Source organism: Nocardia tenerifensis NBRC 101015 (assembly GCF_000308715.1).
GTDB classification, from domain to species: domain Bacteria; phylum Actinomycetota; class Actinomycetes; order Mycobacteriales; family Mycobacteriaceae; genus Nocardia; species Nocardia tenerifensis.
In genome coordinates this window covers 1-25,305 of record NZ_BAGH01000585.1, presented here as the reverse complement: position 1 = coordinate 25,305, position 25,305 = coordinate 1, and the positions used below count along the sequence as shown (strand labels likewise).

Here is a 25,305-nt window from a genome sequence, read left to right as displayed (position 1 = left end):
GGGCGGTCTCCGGCCGCACCTCCTCGGCCAGCCGCTCCAGCGGGACCACGCGCACCGCGAGATCGCCCCGGTGCACGAAAGGCATGCTGACCGAGGCGAATTCGTTCTCGGCGAGCAACACCTCGGCGCCGGGCGGCAGTGCGACGGCGATCGGCGCGATCAGCTGGGCGGCGGTCGCGCCCAGCGCGATATCGTCCGCGGTGGCCCCAGCCAGCAACCCCGCGAACGACTCCCGCAACCGGGGTACCAGGTAGTCGTTCGTCATCGGTCCGCCGCGGCCTGCGGCCCAGCTCGCGTTCGCCTCGCGGACGGCGTTGAGCGCACGCGCGGACGGTAGGCCGAACGAGGCGGTGTTCAGGTAGGTGACTTCGGTGGAGAACTCGTCGGACGCAAGGGAGGACATGGTACGAGCATCCGCCGCCATTCACGGCCGGTCCAGCGCCAGCGTTCGAAAACTGGACCGTTATGGGTGGAATCCGGCCCGGCTATCTGCACGTACTCTTCCACGGTGACATTGCCGGTCGATATGGCGATATATCCGCGGTTCCTATTTCGATGTCGGTGTGGCCCACATGTTCGAGAGCAATTGGTGACTCGGTGTGTCGGCGAGCGACTGCATCGACTCATAGATGCGCTCGTAACCCGTCGACGCGATGCGCCACGCGCCGTCGGCGTCGAGCCGGTAGGTGTCGGAGTAGTACCCGGCCCCGCGAATGAGCACGCCGTGCTCGGTGGCGATCACCGTGTCCTCGAAAGCCCATGAGCCCGCGGCAGTTTCGCCGTCGACGGTGATCTCCGGATGGTTGGCGAGGTGGACCGAGACGATGGCCGGGCCGAGGTTTTCGCGCATGAACGCGGTGATCGCCTCGCGTCCGTCGAGCTTCAGCGGTTCGCCGAGCGCGTGGGTGCCGTAGCGTCCGACGGCGTCGACGGCGAGGGTGTCGGCGAACTCGTCCCACCGTTTCAGGTCGAGCGTCCGGAAGTAGCGGTACTTGAGCTGGCGGACGGCTTCGATGGCGGCGAGATCCATGTGCTCAGCGTGGCACGCCGGAGCGCGGCAGACAATAACCTGTTCTAATTTTCCAGGGTGTGTTCCGGCCGTGACGGTGGGTACTCGATCTTCGAGGCATGCCGAAGGCAGCGCATGCGCTCACCGCACCGAAAGTCTCGTCACGATCGGGAGTCCGCTGTGAACGACAGTCCTGTTACCTCGCCCAATCCCCACGATCCGTCCCTCGATCAAGCGGTCGCGCTGCACGCGGCCGCCACCCGCCTCGAGGCGGAGTTCGAGGGGCGTATCGACGACGACGCCATCGAGCAGTTCCTCCGCTCCGCCTACGACCACGTCGCCGAGGACGCGACCATCGACAACTTCCTGCCGCTGCTCGCCGAGCGCTACACGCGAGAGTGGTTGTCCGCCTTGGTCGAGCAGCAGAGCGGCGCCGGATAGTTGTCAAGCATCGTTCCCGGCTACCGAGAAGATCCGTAGTGGTCTCCGTAGTTTCCGGGATTCTTCCCGTGCGCTCACCGAGGCACTGTGATGGGTGACACAAGGTAACTTCTAAGCTCTACGTGAGCACACATGGAGGTGAGCTATGACGGTCGAGGCGGTGACCCCTCCCGAATCCGGCGAGTTATGGACGGGATCGGGACCGGCGCCCGCCCGGCCGTCGCAGCCACCGGTGTCCATGATCGAGCGAATGACGCTGATACTGGACGCTTTCGACAGTGCCACGCCGACCCTCACCCTGCTCGGCCTGTCCGAGCGCACCGGCCTGCCGCGCTCGACCGTGCACCGCATCCTCGACCAGATGATCCGCCTGCGCTGGCTCGCGCACGCCCCCGGCGGTTACCGCCTCGGCCTGCGCACCCTCGAACTCGGCGGACTCGCCGCCGACCACAACGAGATTCGCGACGTGGTCAGCCCGCTGCTGCACGATCTCTGTCAAAGAACCGGCATGGTCGGGCATCTCGGCGTCCTCGACGGCCGCGAGGTCCTCTACCTCGACAAGGCCGGCGGCCGCTTCGCCGCCAGCGTCCCCACCCGCCTCGGCGGCCGAATGCCCGCCCACAGCACAGCTCTCGGCAAGGCACTGCTCGCCTCCCTCGAGCCCAGCATCGTCGAGACCTCCTTCCGCGACCACCTACCCCAACTGACCCCCCGAACCATCTGTGACAGAGCCGAACTCCACCGCGAACTGGCCCGCGTCCGCCAACGCCAAGGCGTAGCAGTAGACAACGAAGAATCCGTCACCGGCATAGCCTGCGTCGCCGCCCCCATCCGCGGCCGCGGCGCCGCCGTGGCCGCCCTCTCCCTCTCCGGCCAAATCACCACCGACCGAACAGCTTTGGACACCGCTCGGCTAGCCCGCGTCCTAGTAGAAGCAGCCCACGAAGCCGGCCGCACTCTGTTCCCCCGCCACGCCCGCTGGCGCTGATCCCACCCCCCGCCGAGCCATCCCCCGGTCGGCGCTGACCCCCCACCGCTCATCGGCCGTCCCCGCCTGCACGCTGGACCTACCGTCGCCGCACCGAGCCATTCCCGACGCGGAAGCCGTGCTTGGCCTTCAGTCACGAGGTAAGGGCGACGCTTCCGTGAGTAGGGCGAGGTCGCTAAGCCGTCAGCTCTGACGCCGGGATCGTGGTGGGGCGCTGCTAGGTTGTAGCCCGATGACGCCCAATCGGCTCGACCCACCGTATGGCCCGCCGGAGATCGTGCGCCGGCAGTTGGTGGTGATCCGCGGTAACTCGGCCTCCGGAAAATCGACGGTTGCCGCGGCAGTTCAGAGCCGGTTTCCGCGAGCGAAATGTGCGGTTGTATCGCAAGATACGGTCCGGCGGCAGATGTTGCGTGAGTCCGATGAGCCGGATGCGTTCAATATCGCGTTGATCGAGCATATCGCTCAGATGTGTCTGGCCAATGGGCTCGTCGTGATCGTGGAAGGAATCCTGGACGCCCGTCGATACGGGGCGATGCTCGAACGGCTCGCCCGCGGCGTTACGCACTCGCTGTTCTACAGTTTCGACCTGACCTTCGAGGAAACCCTCGTCCGTCATGCCGGACGCCCGCAGGCGGCGACGATTCCAGAAGAAGCGATGGCGCAGTGGTATCACGGCTGGCAGCCGCTGCCGTTCGTCGATGAACTGAGAATCGGTGCTACCTGGACGGTGGAAGAAGTTGTCGACCGCATCCACGGAGACGTCAGTGCTGGGCGAGCGGCACCGTAAAGGATTGCACTGCTGGATAATTGGGATGGGGGTTCGAGCCATGTTCGCTAGCGCCGAGTGCACCGCCGGCGGGGTGGGATTTGCCGGTGGCTTGACCGAGTCCGCGTTCACCGTGCTGTGTGATGAAGATCCCGCTTCGGACCTGATATCGCTCTCTACTCAGAATGGTGTTGTGGCTGAGGAGATTTCGGCGGAGGAGTTTCAGGTGGAGTGGTTGGTGGCGTCGGGGCGGGGATGAGGGATGGGCTTTGCTGGTACGGGTCTGGAGCCTCGGGCTTGTAGGACGATTGCGGCCAGTGCTGCTACACCGGCGAGGGAGGCGAGTAGGACGCTGGTGTCGAGGTGGCTGAGGAGTGCGGGTTTGTAGTCGAGCAGGTGCTTGTCACTGCGCACCCAGTGGGTGAACACGGCTTCGCAGATGGCCCCGAAAGCGAGGGCCTTGGGCGCGAATCGATACCACGTCAGCCCGGCGATGCCGATACTGACGAGGCACGGAGTGACCAGCAGAAAGAACGGCATGTAGACCGAGAAGGTCACGGCGAATCTGCCGCCGGCATCCAGCTTCTTCTGCGGATCGCGGGTTGATCGCGAGGACAAACCTTCGTTGAGGGCCACCCACCAGCCGGCAAGGGCGACGATCGCCACCACCTGCAGCAGGTAAGCGGTTCGGCGTGCGGGATTGCGCCACAACTCACGCGCGGAAATGAGCATGCGGGAAAATTAGCGGGCCGCGATGGTTTCTCCGTGGCGGATCTGTGGAGATCTCGTGTAGCCCAGGCATGGTGGCAGGCTGCGGGTAGGCGCTAGGTCGTTGCGTTTCGATGCGATGCCGTCGGCGAGAGACGGTGGCGGACAATCCGGGAAGGCAAGTGGCTGAACGGCCGGGTCGATGGGGTGGATTCGGCTCGCGGATGCACGAGCCGAATCCGCGGGGTTCACCAGCCGGAGCCCGAACCGCCCGATCCGGTGTTGGCGAGGATGGTGCCGATGATCATCTGCAAGATTCCGGCGGCAGAGCCCAGGTATTCCACGGTGTTCCTCCGACTACTCAGCGCCGATTGTCCGGCGTAGCGAGGAATCTAGCCCAGCAAACATGCGAAATGTGTCCGTTTCATTAAAATCAGCTATCTCGTAGACACCCTTCGCGATGTGATCGCCTTCGCACCCCCGCGCGCCCTGCTGCCTGCCCCTGCCCGGTATGGGTCAGCTGATACGCCCGTGCCGTGACGACCAAAGCCGGTGGCTATGGTGAAAGTGAGCTGCTCGACAGCAACCTGGTCCGAGAATGTCGAGTCGCTGAATCCGACGGCGCGGCAACCCGCAGCAGCAATCGGCCGTCGACGCACTATGAGTAGCGCCGTGACGGAGTCGCTGCCTCGGATGCGGTCTGTCCTAACCTGTAGGTGGATGTTGGTGGCCAGGTTCGAGTCTGGTGCCGGACTGGTCGCGGACGACGACCTCGAGGTCGAATGCGGTCCAGACGACGACGCCTTGGTCGTGCCACGACAGTTCGAAGTCGTTGTGACTGCTGGCGGTTCGGCTGGAGTCATCGAACTCGAGGGTAAAGCCTTCCTGTGGGCGCATTCGGTACTCGTGCGCCCACGGCTCGACGAACAGGACGAGGGTCTTGTCAGAGGTGTTGTTCACCTTGATCGTCGGCATCGTTGAAGCGCGAGGCATCCCAGCTCGAAACACGTTCGCTCAGTGGGGGATCGCGTCGATGATGGCTCGGGCTCCTTGGCGGAGGAGGTCGGCGCCGACGAAGAAGCCCAGGGCTTGGGGGTCTTCGGGGACGCCCCAGTGCCGGGAGTCGAGCCATTGCGCGCCGTCGGCGCTGAATACCTTGCCGTGCAAGGTGAGTCGGCCGGTGCGGTCGGTGGTGGCGTAGCCGGCGATGGGGGAGTTGCAGTGGCCTTGGAGGGCGTGCAGCATGGCGCGTTCGGCGTCGGCTTGGCGGTGGGTGTCGGGGTGGTCGAGGCGGGCGCCGAGGTCGAGGAGTTCGGTGTCGTCGGCTCGGCATTCGAGGGTGATGATGCCGGCGCCGACGGGCGGGCACATGGTCTCGAGGTCGAGGGTTTCGGTGATGCGGTGCGCCTGGCCGACGCGGTGCAGGCCGGAGACGGCGGCGATGAGGACATTGATGTGGCCCTCTTCGAGACGCGCGAGGCGCGTATTCACGTTGCCGCGCAAGGGTTTCACCGTCAGGTGCGGGTAGTGCAGGCGCAGCTGGGCGGTGCGGCGCACGGAGCTGGTGCCGACCACGGTGCCCTCGGGCTGCTCGGCGAGCGGGGCGCCGTCGGCGGTGATCACCGCGTCGTGCACGTCGTCGCGCGACAGGTATCCGGCGAACGCCAGACCCTCGGGGACGGGGATGTCGCCGGGGATGTCTTTGAGGCAGTGCACCGCCAGATCGGCCTCGCCGACGAGCAGTGCGTGGTCGATCTCCTTGACGAACGCACCCTTGCCGCCGAGCTTGGCCAGATCCCCCATCCACCGGTCCCCGGCGGTGGTGACCTTGACCACCTCACTGTCCACCCCGAGCCCGGCGAGCTGCCCGGCGACCAGCTCCGCCTGGGCCAGCGCCATAGGACTCGACCGGGTGGCGATCCGAATAATGCGCGAACGCGACATGCCCCGGACACTACTCCGGCCCGCACCGGCCTTCACCGCCGAGTCGGCCGGTCGGCGCTCGAAAGCGCTCCGCCCAATTCCGCCGCAGCGGCGCACACGACCGATGGCCGTCGGACGATCGTCACGCGGCGCTCTATCGTCGAGTCGTGCGCTCGTATAGATACGCCTCGGTCGTCCATCCGCCGCACAAGCTCACAGCCGAGTCGTACGCCCGCTGGTGTCCGTCGGACGAGCGTGTCAGGCGGCGCGCTATCGCCGCACTGCGCCCGCGCCGATTCCTTCGGGCGTATGCCGCCTCGCGGGCTTCCGCCGCTGCGGCGTGCGCCCGATGATGTCCGTCGGATGTGAGCGCTTCGCCGGCCACACCCCAAGTCGCCCGCCGCAGATGCAAGTCGGATGAGAGCGTCTCCGGCGCGCCACCGTCGTGTTGCGGCGCCCGCGCCGATTCCTTCGTATGCCGCCTGGGAGGCTTCCGCCGCTGTGTCGTGCGGTCGCCGATGTTCGTCGGATGTAAGCGACTCGCCGGCCGCGCCGCCCCGAGTCGCACCCCCGCCGGTAGACATCGCCCTCTTCGACCCACCGAAACCCGGAACTGTGCCCCCACTCGTGACGAGAATAAGAGCGAGCGGGAGGACCACATGATGTACAGCGACGAACACCAGGAGTTCCGGGCGATGGTCCGGCGCTACGTCGACCAGAAGATCAATCCGCACGTCGACGAGTGGGAGCGGGCGGAGATGATGCCCCTGCACGAGATCTTCACCGACATGGCGAAGCTGGGCATGCTGGGGCTCGAGTACGACCCGGCCTACGCGGGTCAGGGGGCCGATCACCTGTTCACGCTGGTGCTCTGCCAGGAGCTGGGTCGCGTCGCGCACGGGTCGCTGCCGATGGCGCTCGGCGTGCAGGTCGCGATGGCGACGCCCTCCCTGCACGCGCACGGCAGCGAGGAACTCAAGCAGGAGTACCTGACGCCGGCGATGCGCGGCGAGACGGTCTGCGGCGTGGCGGTGACCGAGCCGGAGGCGGGCTCCGACGTGGCGGGCATCCGGACCACTGCGCGGCGCGACGGCGACGACTGGGTGATCAACGGGTCGAAAATGTTCATCACCAACGCGGTGCAGGCGGACTGGCTGTGCACCCTGGTGCGGACCTCGCCGGAGGGCGGATACCGGGGGATGAGTCAGATCATCGTGCCCACCGACACGCCCGGCTTCCGGGTCGACCGCAAGCTCGACAAGCTGGGCATGCGCGCCTCCGACACCGGCCTGCTCACCTTCCAGGACGTGCGGGTCCCGGTGCGCAACGCCATCGGCGAGATCGGCCGCGGCTTCCAGCAGCAGATGTCGCAGTTCGTGATGGAGCGCATGTTCGCCGCGTACAGCGTGCCGATCAGCTGCGCGAGCGAACTGGAACAGACCCGCGACCACGCCCGGCAGCGCAAGGCGTTCGGCCAGCCGCTGTCGGCGAACCAGTACCTGCAGTACACCTACGCTGAGCTCGCCGCCAAGGTCGACCTGCTCCGCGTCTACACCGAGGCGACGGCCCGGTCTTATGCCGACGGCGGCGACGTCACCCGCATGGCCACGATCGCCAAGCTCGAGGCGGGCCGGCTTTCCCGGCAGGTCGCCGACTGGTGTCTACAGGTGCACGGCGGCACGGGGTATATGACCGACACCTGGACCTCTCGCGCCTACCGGGACAGCCGCCTGCTGAGCATCGGCGGCGGCGCGGACGAGGTCATGCTGCGGGTCCTCTCGCTGATGGATGGCTTTTCCTGACGACCGGGATGCACGCGAGTGGCGGTGCGGCAGAGTCGCATTGGATGAACCATGCGCCAGTAAAAGTCCCTACGCTCGAACGCAGCGACATACCGCGCGCCCGGTTCTTTCCACTCGCAAGCCGGACCGAGCGCGCGAATCGCGCACCGAGCACATTGTTTACGCCGATCCGATCCGCGCTCCAGCGGCCGACGCCGACGGCTGGGGAGGCATCCTACGAGCCCGCCGCCGTATTACTTTGGTGCGCAACCCAGTTACGTGTCCGAGACGTTCTCGGCCGCGACCGCGCCGACGTGGACATGGCAAAGCGAAAGCCCGAGCCCGCACCTCCGCCCGCGCCCGAGCCGGTGATTTTCCGATGAGCTACAAGAGTGTCCAGGAGGATGCTGGGCATTTGCCCTGCACTTGCTGAAGCGTACTTCTTTCACTGCGAAGAATTTTCGTTCGCCCCGTGCGACGACCGTTCGGCTGCTTTCCTAGGGATTGTCAGGATGGAGAGTCCGTGAGCGCCGCGCAGCGAGCGAACCATGCTGCGGCGCGCCACTGCGCGCGAGAGCCGAGCGTCAGCGAGGTGTACGCGCGCAGGTGAGCCGTAGTCGGGGAGCGATGCACCGGATACCGATCGACCAACGACACTTCCGCTCCGGCTGGCTCTGGTCCGCCGTCGGCCTGATCGCCATCGCCGGCGCCGCGGTGTGGCTGACCAGGCCGGAGCCGCCGCACTGCGATACGCCGAACGCCCTCGAACAATCCGCGTCCACGAACGTGCTGGCCCACTCGCTCACCCCGCGAACCCCGGTGGCCGCCAGTAGCATTGGGCCGTCCCCGCAGCCGGTCGTCTCGGGCCAGGCCCGCTTCTACTCGTTCAGCCAGGGCGTGTCCTGCTCGTTCCCCGCCTTGCCGATGGACGGCTTCTACGTGGGAATGTCGACCCAGGAGTTCGGCATCGCCGAGCCGTGCGGCGCGTACCTCGATATCGAGGGCCCGAACGGCGACGTGCGCGCGCTCATCGTGGACCGTTGCCCGGCATGTGCTCCGGGACAACTGGATCTGAGCGTGGCCGCCTTCACCCAGATCGCCGACCTGTCCGACGGCGTGGTGCCGATCCGCTACCGCGTCGTGCGCGACCCCGAGCCGCCGCCGGAGCTGTTCTATCAGGTGAAGCCCGACTCCAGCGGCGCCTGGTTCGCCATCCTCTTCAGCGGCACCGGAAACCCGTTGCGCGAGGTGGCCATTCGCCCCTCGGGCGGCGGCACATGGCGAAACCTCACGCACGGCATGGACAATTACTGGTCCCTCTCGGGCGCGGGGCCCGGCCCGTTCGACGCGCGCGTCACCGACGTGCACGGCGACCGAGCCGACATCGTCGGCATCACCCTGCAACCGGGCGTGCGCGCGACCGGCGCCCACCTCTACTCCGGCGCACCGGCCGCACCCGAACCCGCTCAGCCGCAACCGATCCCGTCGCCCACCGCCGCCGCGCAGCCGTCGACGAGCAGCTCGTCCGCGAACTGCCGCCCCTAAGGCAGCCGAGCCCCCAACGCCTTACCCGCAGCACGCCCGGAGAAAATACACCCGCCGAGGAACGTCCCCTCCAACGCGTTGTACCCATGCACACCCCCACCCCCGAACCCGGCGACCTCACCCGCGGCATACAGCCCGGGAAAGGCCGTGCCGTCCGGACGCATCACCTGCGAGTCGAGGTTGGTCTGCAAGCCGCCCAACGTCTTCCGGGTCAGGATGTTCAACCGGACCGCGATGAGCGGACCAGCCTTCGGGTCGAGGATCCGGTGCGGCTTGGCGACCCGGCTCACCTTGTCCCCGAGGAACTGGCGCGCGTTGGTGATCGCCATCAGCTGGCTGTCCTTGGAGTACTTGTTCGCCACATCGCGGTCCCTGGCGACGATCTGGCGCTCCAGCGCGTCGTAGTCGAGCTGCGGGCCGCGCGCGATCTTGTTCATCCCGGCGACCAGCTCGCGCAGGTTGTCCGCGACCACGAAGTCGACGCCGTGCTGTTTGAACGCCTCGACCGGGCCGGGCGCGCCGTGGGCGAGCCGGCTCTTGAGCGTGAATTTCAGGTCCTTGCCGGTGATGTCGGGGTTCTGCTCGGAGCCCGACAGCGCGAACTCCTTCTCGATGATCGACTGGGTGAGCACGAACCAGGAGTAGTCGTAGCCGGTGGCCAGGATCTCCTTCATCGTCGATATGGTGTCGAAGCCGGGGAAACACGGTGCGGGCAAACGCTTTCCGTTCGCGTCGAACCACAGCGAGGACGGCCCCGGAATGATGCGGATGCCGTGGTCGGGCCAGATCGGGCTCCAGTTGTTGATGCCCTCGGTGTAGTGCCACATGCGATCCCGGTTGACGATGGCGCCGCCCGCGGCCTCGGTGATGGCGAGCATCCGCCCGTCCACGTGCGCGGGCACGCCGGAGATCATGGTCTCCGGGCACTTGCCGAGTCGCTCGGTGGGCCAGTTGCGCCGGATCAGCTCGTGGTTGTGCCCGATGCCGCCGGAGGTCACGATCACCGCCTTGGCCCGGAACTCGAACTCGCCCACGACGTTCCGCGACGACGCCTTGCCGCGCTCGAGCTCGGTCTCCTCCAGCACGCTGCCGCGCACGCCGACCACGGCGTCGTCCTCGACGATCAGCTCGTCGACCCGATGCCGGAAGCCGAAGCTCACCAGTCCTTTTCGCTCGCCCTCGAGCACCGGCTCGGCGAAGACGCGCACCACCTCGGGTCCGGTGCCCCAGGTGAGGTGGAAGCGCGGCACCGAGTTGCCGTGCCCGTCGGCGAAGGTCCCGCCGCGCTCGGCCCAGCTGATCAGCGGCGTCACCCGCAATCCGAGTTCGTGCAGATAGTCGCGCTTCTCGGTGGTCGCGAACCGCACATACGCCTCGGCCCACCGCCTGCCCCAGAGATCCTCGTCGTCTCGGTCGAAACCGGCCGAGCCGAGCCAATCCTGCAGGGCCAGCTCGTAGGAGTCCTTGATGCCGAGGCGACGCTGCTCGGGGGTGTCGACCATGAACAGGCCGCCGAGCGACCAAAAGGCCTGCCCGCCAAGGTTGTTGCGGTTCTCCTGGTCGAGCACGTGCACCTTGCGACCCGCCTTGACCAGCTCGTGGGTCGCGACAAGGCCGGCGAGTCCGGCGCCGACGACGATGACGTCCGCCTCGGCGGCGAATGCGGGATCGGGCATGTTCATCCTTCGGTCTCGGTGCTGTAGGCCAGCACGACGTGGTAAATGAGATCGGTGCGCCTGCGCCGGACGACCCGGCTGCGCGGCTCCATCAGTACCTGCACGCTGGTGCCGTCGTGCACCGCGACGAGCGCCTGGCCGAGGGCGTCGGGGTCGGGCACGGTGCGCCCGACCCTGGCCAGTCCGGCGACGATGGTCGGCATGAGCGCGTTCACAATCGCTTCTTCTCGCGCGGCCATCACCCGCCGCAGCTCGGGATTGCGCAGGGCGTGTGTGGTGAACTCCGCGGTGATGCGGTACCACGCCTCGTCCACCGGCACCGCCCGTTCCAGGCGCTCGATCGAGGTGCGCACATCGTCGGTGCCCACCGGGATCTCGTCGAGCGTGCGCCGCACCTCGGCGAGCATGGCGGCGGACCGCTGTTCCCACATGGCCAGGAACAACTCGTCCAGGGAGCCGAAATTGGAGTAGAAGGCGCCGCGCGTGAACCCGGCTCGCTCGCAGACCCGTTCGACCGTGGCCCGGCCGAAGCCCTCCTCGGAGAACGCCTCGTACGCGGCGGTGAGCAGCCGATCCCTGGTCTCGGCGCGGCGGCGGGTGACCCTGGTCGCCGAGGTCTTCGCTTCGGCGGACGACGCCAACGGACACCTCCTCGTGCGCGACCGGCGCTCGCCGGTCGATCGGATCCACGACCGGCGAGCCGCCGCCCGGTTGGATACAGAAATGTATTCAATACATAAATGTATCAGAAGCGATCCTGTGACGTGGTGAAATCGATGAGTAGGGTGAGCCCAGCTCGATCCGATCGGGCGCACTGACGACGAGGGGAGATCGGTATGACCGACGTTGCCCGGTCCGCGGCGATGACCGCGTGGCGCGTGCGCCGCCCCGGCCCGATCGACGCGGGACCGATGGACCGGGTGCGCGAGCCGATTCCCGAACCCGCCCCCGACGAACTGCTCGTGCGCGTGCTCGCATGCGGGGTCTGCCGCACCGACCTGCACGTGGCGGAGGGCGATCTGCCGGTGCACCGGGCGGGCGTGGTGCCGGGGCACGAGGTGGTCGGTGAGGTCGTCGCCGTCGGCCCGGCGGTCGGCGCGGCCGCCGAGGACTCGCGCTTCGTCGAGACCTTCGCCGTCGGCGACCGCGTCGGCATCGCGTGGCTGCGACACACCTGCGGCGCGTGCCGGTACTGCCTGCGCGGCGCGGAAAACCTCTGTCCCCGTTCGGTATACACCGGCTGGGACGCCGACGGCGGCTACGCCGAATTCGCCACCGTCCCAGCGGCTTACGCGCTTCGACTGCCCGAGGGCTACACCGACGCCGAGCTGGCCCCCCTGCTGTGCGCGGGCATCATCGGCTACCGCGCGTTGCGGCGCGCCGACCTGCCGCCCGGTGGACGTCTGGGCTTCTACGGATTCGGCGGCAGCGCGCACATCGCCGCGCAGGTGGCGCTGGCGCGCGGCGCGGAGCTGCACGTGATGACCCGCGACCCGGCCGCGCGGGAACTGGCGCGCGAACTCGGCGCCACCTCGGTGCAGGGCGCGTCGGAACAGCCACCGGTACAGCTGGATTCGGCGATCTTGTTCGCGCCGGTCGGGACGCTCGTGCCGCCCGCGCTGGCGGCGCTCGACCGCGGCGGCGTCCTGGCGATCGCGGGCATCCACCTCAGCGATATTCCGGACCTGAATTACCAGCGGCACCTGTTCCAGGAGCGGGAAATTCGCTCGGTCACCGCGAACACCCGCGCCGACGCCCGCGAGTTTCTTACTCTCGCAGGTGAACATCGCATAGACGTAACCACGCATGGGTACTCTTTGGGGGCCGCGAATCAGGCCCTCGCCGACCTCGCACACGGACGTTTCACGGGCGCAGCGGTTCTCGTGCCATAGAAAAGCCTCGCCAGGACACGATTCGGCGCTGAGTACGCATCGTTCTCGCGCAATTGCTTGACGCGTCGTTCTGCCGTTCTTACCTTCGCAGATATAGCCGAGTGGCACTTGTCCAGGACAAGTGCCACTCGGCTTCTCACAACGGCGTGAGCGGGTGATCGCGATGGCAGACCGTAAGGCAATTCATTTCGACCGGCGGCGGGCGGTACGAGCATTGATCGTGCTACTGCTGGCCGCGGGTTTCGGAACGACGGCGGGACCGAGTGCGTCGGCGTCGCCGTGCACGGCGGTCGAGGTGGTGGTCGCCCGCGGCACGCACGAACCCGGCTATCTCGGCGCCGCGGTGGGCGATCCCCTGTATGGCGCGCTGTTGCAAGCACTTCCGATGAGCGTCGGCGCCTACCGCGTCGACTACCCGGCGGACCTCCTGGATCCGGCGTCGCTCAGTCGCGGCACCCAGGACATGACCGCGCACGTCGAGTGGCAGGCCGCGGCCTGCCCCGGCCAGCGGTTCATCCTGGTCGGTTACTCGCAGGGCGCGGCGGTCACGCACGGCGTGCTCGGCACGGGCGCGGTGAACTCGCTCGGCGGAATCTCCTCGCTGCCCGGCCAACTCGCGTCCCGGGTGGCGGCCGTGCTGCTGTTCGGCGACCCGCTGCGGCCGATCGGCTGGAGCGTGCCCGAGTGGTACGCCGGGCGCACCGGAAACTACTGCACCGCAGGGGATCCGGTGTGCGGCGGCGGTGGCGACGCGGCGGAGCACGGCGACTACGGTTGGGCGGTGTGGCCCGCCGTGTGGTTCGCCGCGGGACGGATCTGAGCGCGCGGCATACTGTTTGAAACGACCGTGGTCCTTTTCGATTCGGACACGCTGCGGCGAAATCCGATGGAATGCGCGAAGTTCGAGTGGTGCGGCCCCGGCGCGCGTGATAGGAACAGCGAATGTCCGATGATCCCGACATCGCACAAGCCCGGGTATTTCTGGACTTGCTCGCCGCACACGCCCGCACTCTCGCGCGTGCCATCAATACCGCGGAAAGGACATTTCAAACACGGCGACTACGTGACCTACACGCCGAGCTGCACACGGTGCGCCGCTGCATCGCCCGGATCCACTGCCGCTATCCGGATATCACGCCGACCCGCCGGGCTCGAATCTGATTGTCCGCACCGGCGATCGCGCACAATTTGCGGGCCGACCGGCGCCGCACACGATATGTTCCGACGCCCCCGAAATCACCGGCCAGCAATGACGCGCGAGAAACGCGCACTACCACTGCAAGCCGGGCACCACCCTGGCCACTCGCGCGGCGGGCCCGGGCAGCGCCATCAACGGCATGAGCACCGGGGCGAGCGCCGTCAACGGGCCGCGCCCCGGCTCGCCGGACGACTTCCGCACCGTCGAAGGCTTCTTGCCCTGTGCCGCAGTCGATTCCCCGAAGAGACGGAACCCCTGGTGCAGGATCGTGCGCTTCACCGAGGGCATGAGCAGATCGACGGCCTGGGCGAACGTGCCGACCGGGGTGTCGATGCGGTGCGGGCGATCCTCGAGCGCGCGAACCACGATGGCCGCCGCCTGATCCGGGTCGGGCACCGGCAGCGACTTGTAGAGGTCGGTCGGCGCGATCATCGGGGTGCGCACCAGCGGCATCCGCACCGAGGTGAAAGTGATGCCGGCGTCCCGGTTTTCGACCGCCGCGATCTCGCTGAAGTTGTCCAGCGCCGACTTGCTCGCCACGTAGGCGGCGAACCGGGGCACCTTGGTCTGCACCGCGATCGAGGAGATATTGACGATATGGCCGAAGCGCCTGGCCCGCATCGAGGGCAGCAGCGCCAGGATCAGCCGGACCGCGCCGAAGTAGTTGACCGCCATCGTCCGCTCGAAATCGTGCATGCGGTCGGTGGAGTTCAGCACCGAGCGGCGGATCGAGCGGCCCGCGTTGTTGACCAGGTAGTCGACGTGGCCGTGCTCGGTGAGGATGGTCCGCACCAGCGTCTGCACGCCGTCCGCGTCGGTGATGTCGCACGGATAGTCGTAGGCCACACCGCCTTCCGCGCGAACCGCGTCGGCGGCGTCGGCGAGGTCGTCCTTGCCGCGAGCTACCATCAGGACGGTGGCGCCGCGCCGGGCGACCGCGTGCGCGGTGGCCAGGCCGATGCCCGAGGACGCCCCGGTGATGAGCACGATCCGGCCGTTGAGCGGCTCGTCGGCCACGGCGGGCCGCCCGCGGTGCGGGTCGAGGTGCTCGCGCCAGTACTGCCACAGCCGCGCGGCGTAGCTGTCGAACGACGGCACGGTCAGTCCGGTGCCGCGCAGCTGCGCCCGCGTCGAGTCGGAGATGAACTCCGCCGCGAAGGACGTGTGCGGCGCGACGGCGGCGGGAATTCCCAGCTGCTCCAACAGGAAATCGCGCACCGCGGGCACGCCGGGCAGCTGCGCCAGCCCGTTCAGCGCACGGGCGCTGAGCGGAACGACGCCAATGCCCGCCGGCGCGCCCGCGGCCTTGGCGAGCGCGCCGTACACCTCGCTGAACGGCTGCGGCTCCGGATTGACCAGGTGGAAGGTCCGCCCGTTCAGGCCGGGCTTGCGCACGAGGGCGGCCATCGCCGCGGCCACGTAGTCGACCGGGACGATATTGGTCGCGCCGAGATCGGGCAGCGGCATCGGCAGCTCCGCGGGCAGCGCGGCGAGCTTGGCGATGGCCGGGAAGAAGTAGTACGGCCCGTCGATCTTGTCCATCTCGCCGGTGCGCGAGTCGCCGACCACGATCGCGGGCCGGTACACCCGCCACCGCACCCCGCGCGACTCGCGCACCAGTCGCTCGGCCGCGAACTTGGTGCGGTGGTAGGGCGAGGTGAGCTGCTGGCCGAGGTCGAAGTCCTCCTCGAAGAACTTGCCCGGGTGGTCGCCCGCCACGGCGACCGACGAAACATGGTGCAGCACAGCGCCGGTCGAGCGGGCCAGCTCGATCACCGAGCGGGTGCCCGCGACATTGGCCGCGTGCGCGGTCTCCTCGTCGGCGGTCATGTCGTACACCGCGCCGAGGTGGATCACGTGGTCGGCGCGCGGCGCCTCGCGGGTGAGCCCGAGCCCCTCCGCGGTGAGGTCGCCGACCAGCGAGAACACCCGCTCGCCGCCGTTCCAGCCGGTGGCGAGGTCGGCGAACTTCTGCAGCGACTCCTCGCGCACCAGGACGTGAACGACGGCGTCGGGCTCGTGGTCCAGGATCTCCTGAACGACCCGCCGCCCCAAGAATCCGGTACCGCCCGTCACGATGTAGGTAGCCATCGTCCTCTCCTGCTGTTCATTCCAAGTGTGTTGTCGCACAGGGGATCCGGCATGCAACGGTGAATGCGCCAGTGGCAACCTCGCACAAGCACACTTCGCGGCCTCGCACATGCGTGGTCCGCAAGCGCACTTTCGTGGGTTCGGCCGCGAGACGCGGAACAGCGATCGGGGCCGAAGTAGGAACCCCTTCGTCCTGACTTATAGGAAACAGTAATGAGCCTGATCGGCTCCGGCAAGCGTTCCGGACCGGATCACTCTGTGGGACTGGTCACCCGTCGGCGCAGGTCAAACGGTAAGTGTTACAACAATTTCCAGATATTCGAGTACTGGTCACCCGTCCAGTACTTGATGGCTATCGGACGGCTATCGCTTCTCGACGCGGGCGGGCGGCAACTGGATGGGTGAGGCGTCCCGGAACAGCGCCTCGAGCGCGTCGAGATCGGTGGGCCCGGGGACGTTGTCGACGCCCTCGGTGAAGGCGGTGAAGCCGTCGCCGCCCGCCGCGAGGAAGCTGTTGGTGGTGACGCGGTAGGCGGCGAGCGGGTCGAGCGGCTGCCCGGCGATGCGGACGGTGCCGGCGATTACCTTGGCGCCCTTCAGCGCCGAGTCGGCGTAGGCGTAGGTGAGGCCGGCGAGGGACAGCACCGCGGGCTTGCTGGCATTGGTCCACTGCTGTTCGAGCACGCGCAGGATCTGCGCGCCGGTGAGGGTGAGCGTGACGACCTGGTTGCCGAAGGGCTGGACGGTGTAGATGTCGCCGTAGGTGACCGGCCCCGCCTTGATATCGGCCCGCACGCCACCGGGATTCATGAAGGCGGCGACCGCCGAGGCCGGGCCCGCGGTCGCCGCGAGCATCGAGTCGGCAATGACATTGCCGAGCGGCGAGACCCCCGTCGCGTCGGGATCGTGCGGCAGCGTCGCGGCGGCCGCGCCGACCACCCTGGCGGTGCGCGGCCGGGCCTGCTCGGCGTAGAAGTCCACCAGCGCGGTGGTGGCCGGGTCGGCGGCGACGTCGCGGGTGACCACCCGGTTGATCGCCGACGCCCGAACGCCTTCCGGGGTGAAGCGCAGCGTCAGGTCGGTGATGAGCCTGCCGTAGGAGGCGGCCTGGGTGACCGCCTTGCCCTCCATCGTGCAGTTGTAGAACTGATGACTGTGCGCGGTGAACAGAGCCGTCACCGCCGGGTCGACGCGTTTGGCGAGATCGGTGACGTTCGGACTGATGCCTGCGCAGCCGTTGTAGTCGAGCGGGGTGTCCTTGTCGGCGCGCTGAGCGCCGCCGTCGTGCATCAATGCCACGACCGTCTCGGCGCCCGCCGCCTTCATCTCCGGCACGTATCGGTTGATCGCGGCCGCCTCGTCGCCGAACGTGTAGCCCCGAATCCCCTCGGGGAAAACGAGATTCACGGTATCGGGGGTCACCGTGCCGATCACGCCGACCTTGTGCTCGCCCACCTGGAGAATGGTCCACGGCCGCAGCGCGGGCGGCAGCTTCCCCTCGGCGTCCACGACATTCGCGGCGAGATAAGCGAACTTGGCTCCGCCGAACGGTTCTCCGGGCGAACAGCCGTCCGGCGCGCAGCCGCCCTGTTGCAGGCGCGCCAATTCCAGCACGCCGTGGTCGAACTCGTGATTGCCGACCGAGGACGCCGCGACGCCGACGCTGTTCAGGAACGTGACGGTCGGCTCGTCGTGGAACAGCCCGGACACCAGCGGGCTGGCCCCGATGTCGTCGCCCGCCGCGACGACCGCGCTCGCCGGGTAGGCCGCCTTCAAGCGCGCCAGGTGGGTCGCCAGATATGCCGCGCCGCCGGCGTCGTAGCCGGACACCTTTCCGGTCGAGCCCGCGGGCGGTTGCAGATTCCCGTGTAAGTCGTTGAGCCCGAACAGATGTACCTCGTCGGGCCGCGCGGCGGGCAGATCGTTCGTCGAGATCAGCGGAGGCTCCTGCGGCGCAACGGAAGTCGGGGACTCACCGCCCTTGTCCGCGGTGGTGCCGCACCCGGCGACCAGCGCGATGCTCACGATTCCGGCAATGACAGCGGCAACTCGGCGGCGCGCGTTCATGCTCAGACTCTCCCACGCGCGCGCCGTCGCTGCCAGAGGTGAACGGCCGTCACCGGAGCGTATATCCCCCGTCTGGATAGAGGGTGGAGCCGGTGGTGAAGGTATTGGTGAACAGATAGACCACCGCGTGCGCGATCTCGTCTTCGGTGGCCGGGCGCCCGAGCAGTGTCTCGCGCCGATACTGCTCGAACGCGGCCTGGCGCACGGTATCCGGGCGATTCGACCACAGGTGACCGTCGACGGTCCCCGGCGAGACGACATTGACCCGGACCGGCGCGAGCTCCACCGCGAGCCCGCGACCGAGCCCCTCGATGGCGGCGTTGCAGGCGACATAGGCGGGCGCGAGCCCGGCCGGGCGCGCGGACGCGGCGCCCGACATCAGCACCACCGATCCGTCCTCGGCCAGTTTCGGCGCGGCCAGCCGCACCGCGTGGTACTGACCCCAGAACTTCGACTCGAACGGCGAGGCGGCCTCGGCCGCGCTCAGCTCGCGCATCGGCCCGACCCGGTAGGACGCCGCCGTGGTGAAGAGGTGATCGACGTGCGCGAGGCCGTCGAAGAACGCGGCCAGCGAGTCGAGGTCGCCGGTGTCGACGGTGCACCACTCGGCCGCGTCACCGAGCTCCTTCGCCGCCGCGGACAGTCGCGAGGCGGTCCGGCCGCCCAGCACCACCCGGCCGCCCGCCGCGACCACCCGGTGCGCGACCCGCAACCCGATACCGGAGCCGCCGCCGATCAGGACCGCCGTGCGACCGCGAAGATCTCCGCCGGACCGCTCGTCGTCGGTGTCGGCCATGACCTGCGACATACTGCTGCCTCCCTCGCACCCGGTGGTTACTCGACCATCGCCCGCAACCACCGGGCGACCGGCCCTATTCCCCGTGCCGCCGCCGACGGTGATTCAGCGCAGATATCGAGCGACGGTGTCGGCCATCTGTGTGTGGAACGCGGCGGGGGAGAAGGTCTCGGCGTGCGCGCGGATGGTCGCGGGCCGGTAGCGGGCGGGATCGAAGTCGAGCATGGCCTTGGCGAGCTGGTCGACCACCGCCGCGTCGGGGCCGTGCGGCACGTGCTCGCCGGTGCGGCCGGGGCGCACCGTGTCCAGCGCGCCGCCCTGCGCGACGGCGAGAACCGGTGTGCCGCACGCCATTGCCTCGACCGGGACGATGCCGAAGTCCTCCACGCCGGGCATGATCAGCGCGCGGCAGCGGCGATAGGTGTCGAGCAGGACGTCGTGGGAGGTCGCGCCGAGGAACGTCGTCTCGGGTCCCGCGAGAGCTTCGAGATGGGCGCGGAATCTGCCGTCGCCGAGCACGACCAGCCTGCGGCCCGCGCGCTGCGCGGCGAGGACGGCGAGGTCGGGGCGCTTGTAGGGGACGAGCCTGCCCGCGAAGAGAAAGAAGTCCTCGCGCTCGACATCCGGGTCGGGGGTGAAGCGATCGATCCGGACCGGCGGATAGGTGACCGACGCGGGCAACCCCCACCAGTCGCTCACCCGGGCCGCCACGGCGCGCGAGTTGGCGACTATGTGGGAAAGCCTTGGCGCGGCGCGCAACTCGCTGCGGCGGGCCAGGTTTCCGAGCGCGGCGAGCGCGAGTTGACCGGCGCGGCCTCCCGCCTCCTGCGCGCGAAAGTCCTTGTCCCACGCCCATCGTGCCGGGCTGTGCACGTAGGCGATGACGGGGGCGTCGGTGGCGAAGGCCGCCTGGGTGGCGAACGCGTGATGGCTGACCACGACCGCGTCGAACCGGTTCCGCAGGGGCAGGCGGCGCAGGGCGCGGGGGACCAGCGGCAGCAGCGGGGCGTGCGAGCGCCGGCCCGTGGCGGCGTGGGCGCGGCTGAGCCAGGTGTCGTGGACCGTGGTCAGCGGCGGGCGAACGCCTGCAGGGTCCACGATCGGCGCGAAAACCTCGGCGCCGGGCCAGGTTTCGGCCAGCTCGCCGACCACCGCCTCGGAGCCGCCGAACTCGGTGAACCGCTCGTGCACAATGGCGATGCGGGGCTGGGACTTTCGTGCGCGGGGCTGAGTCATTCGACCTCCGAAGGGACGCGGCGCGGCGCGGCCCGGCGACGGATGGCCGGAGCCACGGGCCGCCCGTCGAGCAGTCCGTCCACGCTGCCCTGCTCGATGGCCTTGCGGTAGACGGCGGCCGCCTCCCGGCAGGCGGCGATCGTCTCGTCGATATCGGCGTCGGTGTGCGCCGCCGAGGTGACGAACGACTGGCCGAGCACGCCACGCAGCAGCAGTTCCTGAAGGAACAGCGTGCGGAATTCCTGCGACGGCCGACCGTCCAGATCGCGGGTGACGAAGATCAGGCACGAGGGACGGCCGAGCACCTGGAGGTAGTCGGCGATCCCGAGATCGGCGGCCACCGCGTTGACCCCCGCCGCGAGGCGGCGGCCCGCGCGCTCCATCTTGCCGATGGGGTCGTCGGTCCGGTACTCGTGCACGACGGCGCGAAAAGCGGCCAGCGAGCCCGACTCCGGGCCGTGCGTGGTGGAGAGCAGGAACACTCGGTCGTGATCGGTGCGCAGGCCGCCCAGCTCCATGAACTCGCGTTTGCCCGCGAGGGCCGAGAGCGGAAAACCGTTGCCCATGGCCTTGCCCCAGCACGACAGGTCGGGCCGCACCCCGTACACCGCCTGCGCGCCGCCCGCCGACCAGCGGAAGCCGGTGATCATCTCGTCGAAGACGAGCAGCGTGCCGTGCCGGTCGCACAGGTCCCGAACCCCTTGCAGGAAGCCGGGTTCCGGCTCGGCGAGCGCGGTGGCGGCCTCCATGACGACCGCGGCCACGGCGCGCGACTCCAGTACCGCGGCGAGCGAGGCGAGGTCGTTGTAGTGGAAACGCACGGTGCCCTCGGCGATCTCGGACGGGATCCCGCTGTCCATCGCGGTGGTGCCGATGAACCAGTCGTCCACCGAGAAGAACGGCTGATCGCACACGGCGATGGTGTCGCGCCCGGTGGCGGCCCTGGCCAACCGGACGGCGGCGGTCGTGGCGTCGGAGCCGTTCTTGGCGAACTTCACCATGTCCGCGCCCGGTACCAGGGCCAGGAAGTCCTGTGCCGCAAGCAGTTCCAGCTCGGTGGGGCGGCTGAAGCTGGTGCCGTCCTCGATGGCGCGGTGCACCGCGTCGAGCACCGGCCGATAGCCGTGGCCGAGGGTGACCGAGCGTAGCCCCATGCCGTACTCGATATAGCCGTTGCCGTCCGCGTCCCAGACCCGGCAGCCGTTGCCGCGCACCAGGATCGGCGCCATGAACTCGGGGTACTGGTCCGCGCCCCTGGCATAGGTGTGCGCGCCGCCCGGAATCAGCTCATGCAGCCGGGCCTGGAGCTCGTTGCTGCGGGTGAACCGGCGGGGCGCCGGTGGATCATCGGAAATAGGCTCCATGGTCGGGCTCCTGAAGAGTCGGGGCGCAGACACGCGGCAGACTGCCAGCGCGAATCCTCCCTGCGCGCACCGGTTTCTGCGGATACTCTACGTCGGCCGGTTCGGCTTGTCCGCGCGAAAGCGCCCCTGTCGGTCGTTTGGTATACACCGGTTCACGGGTGTTCGGTCGGCCCGGAAGATCTGCGGGCCGACGGCGCGGAGGACTCGGTGTCCGACGCGCATCGGGTAACCGCCCACAGGTCGTGATCGGCGCGGTGGCCCGTCGCGCCGACGTAGCCGCGCATGCGGCCCTCGCGGATCATGCCGACGGCGGCGGCGACCTCGGCGGATCGGCCATCCTCGGGCTCGACCGCGGTGGAGATCCGGCACAGGCCGAGGCTGCCGAAGGCGTGCTCGAGCAGGAGCCGGGTCGCCGCGGCCCGGACGTCGTCGCCGTGACCCGGCTCGGTCCAGACGAACATCCTGGCGTTGCGGTCGAACATGTCCAGGTCGAACAGCCGCGCCTCGCCGGCATACCGACCGTCCACCTCGATCGCCAGCACCAGGCCGCACGCGGAGCGCAAACCCGGTCGCGCACACAGGTATTCGCTGAACCACCGCAGGCGAGAGTGCCGTCGTGCCCAATCCTGTTCGGTTCCCGCCGGATCCGGATCCAACTCGGCGCGGCCGCGCAACCGGGCGGCGCGCCACCGGCCCCAGTCGGACAGCCGCCGGCTCCGCACCACCAGGTCCCGGCGTTCCGGGTCCGCGAGCCGGACCGGCCGGGCCGCGCGCAGCGGATCGAGCAGATGCAGGATCCGTCCGGCGTAATAGCGTGCGGCCGCGCCGAATACGGCGCATTTGGGGAACGACGCGTCGGTCGCGTCCTCGCCCGCGGGCGGGGGGCGCCGGGCGTGCGTGTCGTGGCGGTCCAGCCAGTGCCCCGCGAACCCGTTCGCCGGCACGTCGGCCCTGGTGACCGCCCACAGCTCGTGATCGCGGCGCGCGCCGCCCACGTCGAAGTAGCGGCTCATCATGGCTTCGCGCCGGAAGCCCAACTCGGCGGCGCCGTGCGCGGCGGCGACATTCTCCGGCGAGATCGGCGCGGTGATCCGCTCGAGGCCGAGTTGCTCGAGGCAGTAGTCCATCAGCAGCGCGGCCGCCATGCCGCCGATGCCGTGGCGGGCGACCTCGGCGTCCACCCAGATGCCCAATTCGGCCGAGGCCGTGGCGGTATCGATGGAGCCGAGCTCGACCTGACCCGCGAAGCGGCCGTCGACCTCGATCACCGTCGACAGCCGCAGGCCCGCCCGCGCCTCGTCGCGGCTCGTCAAGCATTCACGCACCCACTGGGCGCCGCAGTGCCGCGCGGCCCAGTCCAGCGTCGAGCTGTACCAGAACGGTTCGATGAAGTGCCTGTCGCGCAGCCGGATCCGTCGCCAGTGCGGGTAGTCCGCGATCCGCGGCGGACGCAGCACGATGGCGTTGCCGTGCAGCGACACGGGACCGATAGTGACGCGCGCCAACGATTTCGGACTCGTCATGGCGCCTACTCGCGCGGACGCGTCTTGCCGAGCGACATCGTCTTGAGCGCGCCCTCGGCGGAGACCGAGAGCCGCCAATACCCCCCGGACGCGTCCTTGAGCACGATCCCGCCCTCGGCCTGCTCGGAGAGCCAGGCACCACTGGCCAGGATCGCGGAGCGCAGCGCGCCGTCGGGGGCCTGGGTCTGGAAGACGTCGGAGTCGCCGCGTCCGGCCTTGGCGACCATGGTGCCGGTGAACGACGGCGCGTGGATGCTGGTGCGGCCCAGCACATGCCAGCGCGGCGGAAAGGTCGAGGGGTAGAGATCCTCTGCGGCGGTGGAGATCAGATTCACCGCGGTGCCCTCGGGGCAGCCGGCCGGGTCGATGCGTAGCTCGATGGGCGGCTTCTCCAAGTCCTTGTCGAACTGGACGTTGGCGAGATACGGCTGGCGGCAATAGATCAGGTCGAGGCCGACCGAGCGCGCGGCGACCTTGCAGTTGATCATGCCGAACTGCGCGGGCCCGCCCTGACCGGGCCGGCCGATGGACAGCGCGATGTCGGCGCCCTCGAACCAGACGTTGGTGAGCCACCAGTCGTTGGCCGCGCCGTCGATGACGATGTGCTTGTCGGTGGTGTGCGGGTCCGAGTCGGAGACGAATTCGACGTTGGTAAGCGCCAATCCGGCGTTGTGGTCGTTGCCGGTGCCGAGCACCCCGACGTAGTTGCTGGTGAGCTTGGACGAGGTGACGTAGTTCTGGATGCAGGAGGTGACGATGCCGTAGCCGAAATTGTTGATGTCGCAGTTGAGGATCGCGGTGCCGCCGGTGTTGTTCTCCAGCACTATTCCGCGCTGGTCCCGGTAGCGCGGGAAGTTCTCGGTGATGTGGTTGCCGCGGATCACCACCGAATCGAACGAGCACCGGAAGCACTCCGACAGCAGGACCGCCGTCGCCTTGGGCCCGGCCAGGTAGAAGCCGAGGCGGGCGAAGCGCACCCGGCTGCGCTTGCGTAGCGCGATGAGAGTGGTGTCGGTCATACAGTTCACCACGCTGACATCGGCGCCGTCGCCGAGAACCGTTGCGTAGTCGCTGAGTTCGGGCCAAGACGTCACGTTGTAGTGACCCGCGGGCAGGTACATGACCAGCGGCACGCCGCCCGGCACGGCGGCCGCCGCGGCGATCGCGGCGGTATCGTCGGCGACGCCGTCGCCGACCGCGCCGAAATCGCGCACGTTGCGGGCCGAGGGCGCGTCGGTGACGTGCGGCGAACGGAACTCCAGGGCGGGGGTTTTCGGGGTATCGGTGCCGGAGTCGCACGCCGCGAGCACGGGAACCGCGCCCACCGCGCCCAGCGCCGCCGCGAGCACGCCACGCCGGCCGACCGCTTCGTTGCTCATCGCAGCAGCCTCCTGGCTCATCGCCGCGGCCTCCTGCCGAGCCGCAGTCTCTCGCCGAGTCGCAGTCTCCCGCGGGGCCGCAGCCGCTCGCCGGGTCGCCGCCCCCCGGTGACCGGCTCGCTGTACGCTACCGCGCCGGTCAGCTTGTTGTCGCCGAATGTGGCCAGAGCGCCGCGCACTTGGGGTGCGCGGGTCCGGCCGAGCAACACGACCGCGATGGCCTGATCGCACAGCGGCGCGACGGCGATGGCGTCGGCGGCGTGGGCGACCGGTGCGGCCTGCACCACCACGTGGTCGTAGTCGGTGGTGAGTTTCGCGACGACGGCCGAGAAGCGGTCCGACGCCAGCAGATCCGAGGTCTTGTCGTCGCTGTCGCCGAGCGGCAGCACGGTGACGCCGGTCTCGTCCCACTCGGTCAGCGCCTCGTGCACCGGCACGGTGTCGCGCAGCACCGCCGCGAGGCCGCCGCCGGAGTTGGCCGCGGCGGGCGTGCCGGCGCCCGAGGTGTCGGCGTCGATGAGCACCACGGAGCCACCCATGTCGGCGAACGACTTCGCCAGCGCCGCGGCCACTTCCGGCTCGGAGCGCGACGAGAGGCTGGTCACCAGGACGCTGCCCGCCTCGCCCTCGCGCAGCAGTCTGGTTCGCAGCCTGCGGGTCTCGTCGGGTGCGCCGGGGCGGCCCGCGTCGATGATGCCCAGGATCGGCACGGGCAGAACGGCTTCCAGGTCGTTGGAGGTGCGCAGGGTGCGGTCGGTGCGGTCGCGCAGGTACGCGGCGGCGCAGCCGAGCGCGAGACCGGCGAGCAAGCCCAGCGCCAGGATGCGTGTGTACTGCGGCCCGCTCGGCCCGGCCGGCGCCTCGGCGCGGTCGACCACGGTGACCCGCGCCGCGGGCGCGGCGCCTCGCTCGATGGTCT

At 69.0% G+C, this 25,305-nt stretch carries 22 protein-coding genes and 1 pseudogene; 8 read left to right on the top strand and 15 right to left on the bottom strand.

Translation table 11 applies throughout. The features are described 5' to 3' along the window. A pseudogene (locus ON39_RS38945) lies at positions 1-403 on the bottom strand (aminotransferase class V-fold PLP-dependent enzyme); the annotation flags it as partial. A 144-nt stretch (positions 404-547) separates the two neighbouring features. Next, positions 548-1,030 (bottom strand): nuclear transport factor 2 family protein, encoded by a 483-nt coding sequence (locus ON39_RS38940; protein ID WP_040741686.1) that lies wholly within the window; start codon positions 1,028-1,030, stop codon positions 548-550. A gap of 159 nt (positions 1,031-1,189) precedes the next feature. On the opposite strand from ON39_RS38940, the gene ON39_RS38935 reads away from it, so the two are divergent. The 3 genes from ON39_RS38935 to ON39_RS38925 all read left to right on the top strand — a co-directional run bounded on the left by ON39_RS38935 (position 1,190) and on the right by ON39_RS38925 (position 3,228). After that, positions 1,190-1,450 carry a three-helix bundle dimerization domain-containing protein gene (locus tag ON39_RS38935; protein ID WP_051187667.1) on the top strand — a complete coding sequence of 87 codons (261 nt, stop codon included), beginning with the start codon at positions 1,190-1,192 and terminating at the stop codon, positions 1,448-1,450. Positions 1,451-1,595: 145 nt separating this feature from the next. Further along, on the top strand, positions 1,596-2,438 hold the full coding sequence (locus tag ON39_RS38930; protein ID WP_040741684.1) for an IclR family transcriptional regulator: 843 nt from the start codon (positions 1,596-1,598) through the stop codon (positions 2,436-2,438). A 232-nt stretch (positions 2,439-2,670) separates the two neighbouring features. Then, on the top strand, positions 2,671-3,228 hold the full coding sequence (locus ON39_RS38925) for an AAA family ATPase (protein WP_051187666.1): 558 nt from the start codon (positions 2,671-2,673) through the stop codon (positions 3,226-3,228). A gap of 201 nt (positions 3,229-3,429) precedes the next feature. Here the strand turns inward: ON39_RS38925 and ON39_RS38915 are convergent, their stop codons facing one another. The 3 genes from ON39_RS38915 to hemC form a co-directional block, all read right to left on the bottom strand. Beyond that, a complete protein-coding gene (locus ON39_RS38915) occupies positions 3,430-3,939 on the bottom strand; it encodes a hypothetical protein (protein ID WP_040741680.1) in 510 nt (169 codons plus the stop codon). Positions 3,940-4,620: 681 nt separating this feature from the next. Continuing rightward, the gene (locus ON39_RS38910; RefSeq protein WP_051187665.1) at positions 4,621-4,890 is read right to left on the bottom strand and encodes a hypothetical protein; all 270 of its coding nucleotides are present in this window, start codon (positions 4,888-4,890) and stop codon (positions 4,621-4,623) included. Positions 4,891-4,929: 39 nt separating this feature from the next. Beyond that, positions 4,930-5,859 carry a hydroxymethylbilane synthase gene (gene hemC, locus ON39_RS38905; RefSeq protein WP_040741678.1) on the bottom strand — a complete coding sequence of 310 codons (930 nt, stop codon included), beginning with the start codon at positions 5,857-5,859 and terminating at the stop codon, positions 4,930-4,932. Positions 5,860-6,497: 638 nt separating this feature from the next. Between hemC and ON39_RS38900 the strand changes: the two genes are divergently transcribed. Both ON39_RS38900 and ON39_RS38895 read left to right on the top strand, forming a co-directional pair. Next, complete coding sequence (locus ON39_RS38900; protein ID WP_040741676.1) at positions 6,498-7,640, top strand: acyl-CoA dehydrogenase family protein; 1,143 nt, start codon at positions 6,498-6,500, stop codon at positions 7,638-7,640. A gap of 606 nt (positions 7,641-8,246) precedes the next feature. Further along, positions 8,247-9,164, top strand: coding sequence for an expansin EXLX1 family cellulose-binding protein (locus ON39_RS38895; protein WP_051187664.1), 918 nt, complete (start codon positions 8,247-8,249; stop codon positions 9,162-9,164). Here the strand turns inward: ON39_RS38895 and ON39_RS38890 are convergent. Continuing rightward, a complete protein-coding gene (locus ON39_RS38890) occupies positions 9,161-10,840 on the bottom strand; it encodes an FAD-binding dehydrogenase (protein WP_040741697.1) in 1,680 nt (559 codons plus the stop codon). The genes ON39_RS38895 and ON39_RS38890 overlap by 4 nt on opposite strands. Before the next feature lie 2 nt (positions 10,841-10,842). Next, the gene (locus ON39_RS38885; RefSeq protein WP_040741674.1) at positions 10,843-11,481 is read right to left on the bottom strand and encodes a TetR/AcrR family transcriptional regulator; all 639 of its coding nucleotides are present in this window, start codon (positions 11,479-11,481) and stop codon (positions 10,843-10,845) included. Between the two features lie 222 nt (positions 11,482-11,703). Between ON39_RS38885 and ON39_RS38880 the strand changes: the two genes are divergently transcribed. The 3 genes from ON39_RS38880 (at position 11,704) to ON39_RS49295 (ending at position 13,893) form a co-directional block, all read left to right on the top strand. After that, positions 11,704-12,732 (top strand): zinc-binding alcohol dehydrogenase family protein, encoded by a 1,029-nt coding sequence (locus ON39_RS38880; protein ID WP_040741696.1) that lies wholly within the window; start codon positions 11,704-11,706, stop codon positions 12,730-12,732. A 163-nt stretch (positions 12,733-12,895) separates the two neighbouring features. Beyond that, positions 12,896-13,552, top strand: coding sequence for a cutinase family protein (locus tag ON39_RS38875; RefSeq protein WP_051187668.1), 657 nt, complete (start codon positions 12,896-12,898; stop codon positions 13,550-13,552). A gap of 122 nt (positions 13,553-13,674) precedes the next feature. Continuing rightward, a complete protein-coding gene (locus ON39_RS49295; RefSeq protein WP_146251307.1) occupies positions 13,675-13,893 on the top strand; it encodes a hypothetical protein in 219 nt (72 codons plus the stop codon). A gap of 109 nt (positions 13,894-14,002) precedes the next feature. Here the strand turns inward: ON39_RS49295 and ON39_RS38870 are convergent, their stop codons facing one another. The 8 genes from ON39_RS38870 to ON39_RS38835 all read right to left on the bottom strand — a co-directional run. Beyond that, positions 14,003-16,021, bottom strand: a complete 2,019-nt coding sequence (locus ON39_RS38870) for an SDR family oxidoreductase (protein WP_040741672.1) — start codon at positions 16,019-16,021, stop codon at positions 14,003-14,005. Positions 16,022-16,384: 363 nt separating this feature from the next. Beyond that, positions 16,385-18,046 carry a bifunctional metallophosphatase/5'-nucleotidase gene (locus ON39_RS38865; protein WP_083894956.1) on the bottom strand — a complete coding sequence of 554 codons (1,662 nt, stop codon included), beginning with the start codon at positions 18,044-18,046 and terminating at the stop codon, positions 16,385-16,387. Between the two features lie 91 nt (positions 18,047-18,137). Further along, on the bottom strand, positions 18,138-18,896 hold the full coding sequence (locus ON39_RS38860; protein WP_246003116.1) for an SDR family oxidoreductase: 759 nt from the start codon (positions 18,894-18,896) through the stop codon (positions 18,138-18,140). A 93-nt stretch (positions 18,897-18,989) separates the two neighbouring features. Further along, on the bottom strand, positions 18,990-20,120 hold the full coding sequence (locus tag ON39_RS38855; protein WP_040741670.1) for a glycosyltransferase: 1,131 nt from the start codon (positions 20,118-20,120) through the stop codon (positions 18,990-18,992). After that, positions 20,117-21,484 (bottom strand): glutamate-1-semialdehyde 2,1-aminomutase, encoded by a 1,368-nt coding sequence (locus tag ON39_RS38850; RefSeq protein WP_040741669.1) that lies wholly within the window; start codon positions 21,482-21,484, stop codon positions 20,117-20,119. The genes ON39_RS38855 and ON39_RS38850 overlap by 4 nt, the downstream gene beginning before the upstream one ends. A gap of 152 nt (positions 21,485-21,636) precedes the next feature. Then, positions 21,637-23,007, bottom strand: coding sequence for a GNAT family N-acetyltransferase (locus tag ON39_RS46420; RefSeq protein ID WP_083894955.1), 1,371 nt, complete (start codon positions 23,005-23,007; stop codon positions 21,637-21,639). A gap of 5 nt (positions 23,008-23,012) precedes the next feature. Continuing rightward, positions 23,013-24,386 (bottom strand): glycosyl hydrolase family 28-related protein, encoded by a 1,374-nt coding sequence (locus tag ON39_RS38840; RefSeq protein WP_040741688.1) that lies wholly within the window; start codon positions 24,384-24,386, stop codon positions 23,013-23,015. A gap of 17 nt (positions 24,387-24,403) precedes the next feature. Continuing rightward, positions 24,404-25,305: P-loop NTPase family protein (locus tag ON39_RS38835; protein ID WP_051187661.1), on the bottom strand; the 902-nt coding region annotated here is incomplete at its 5' end.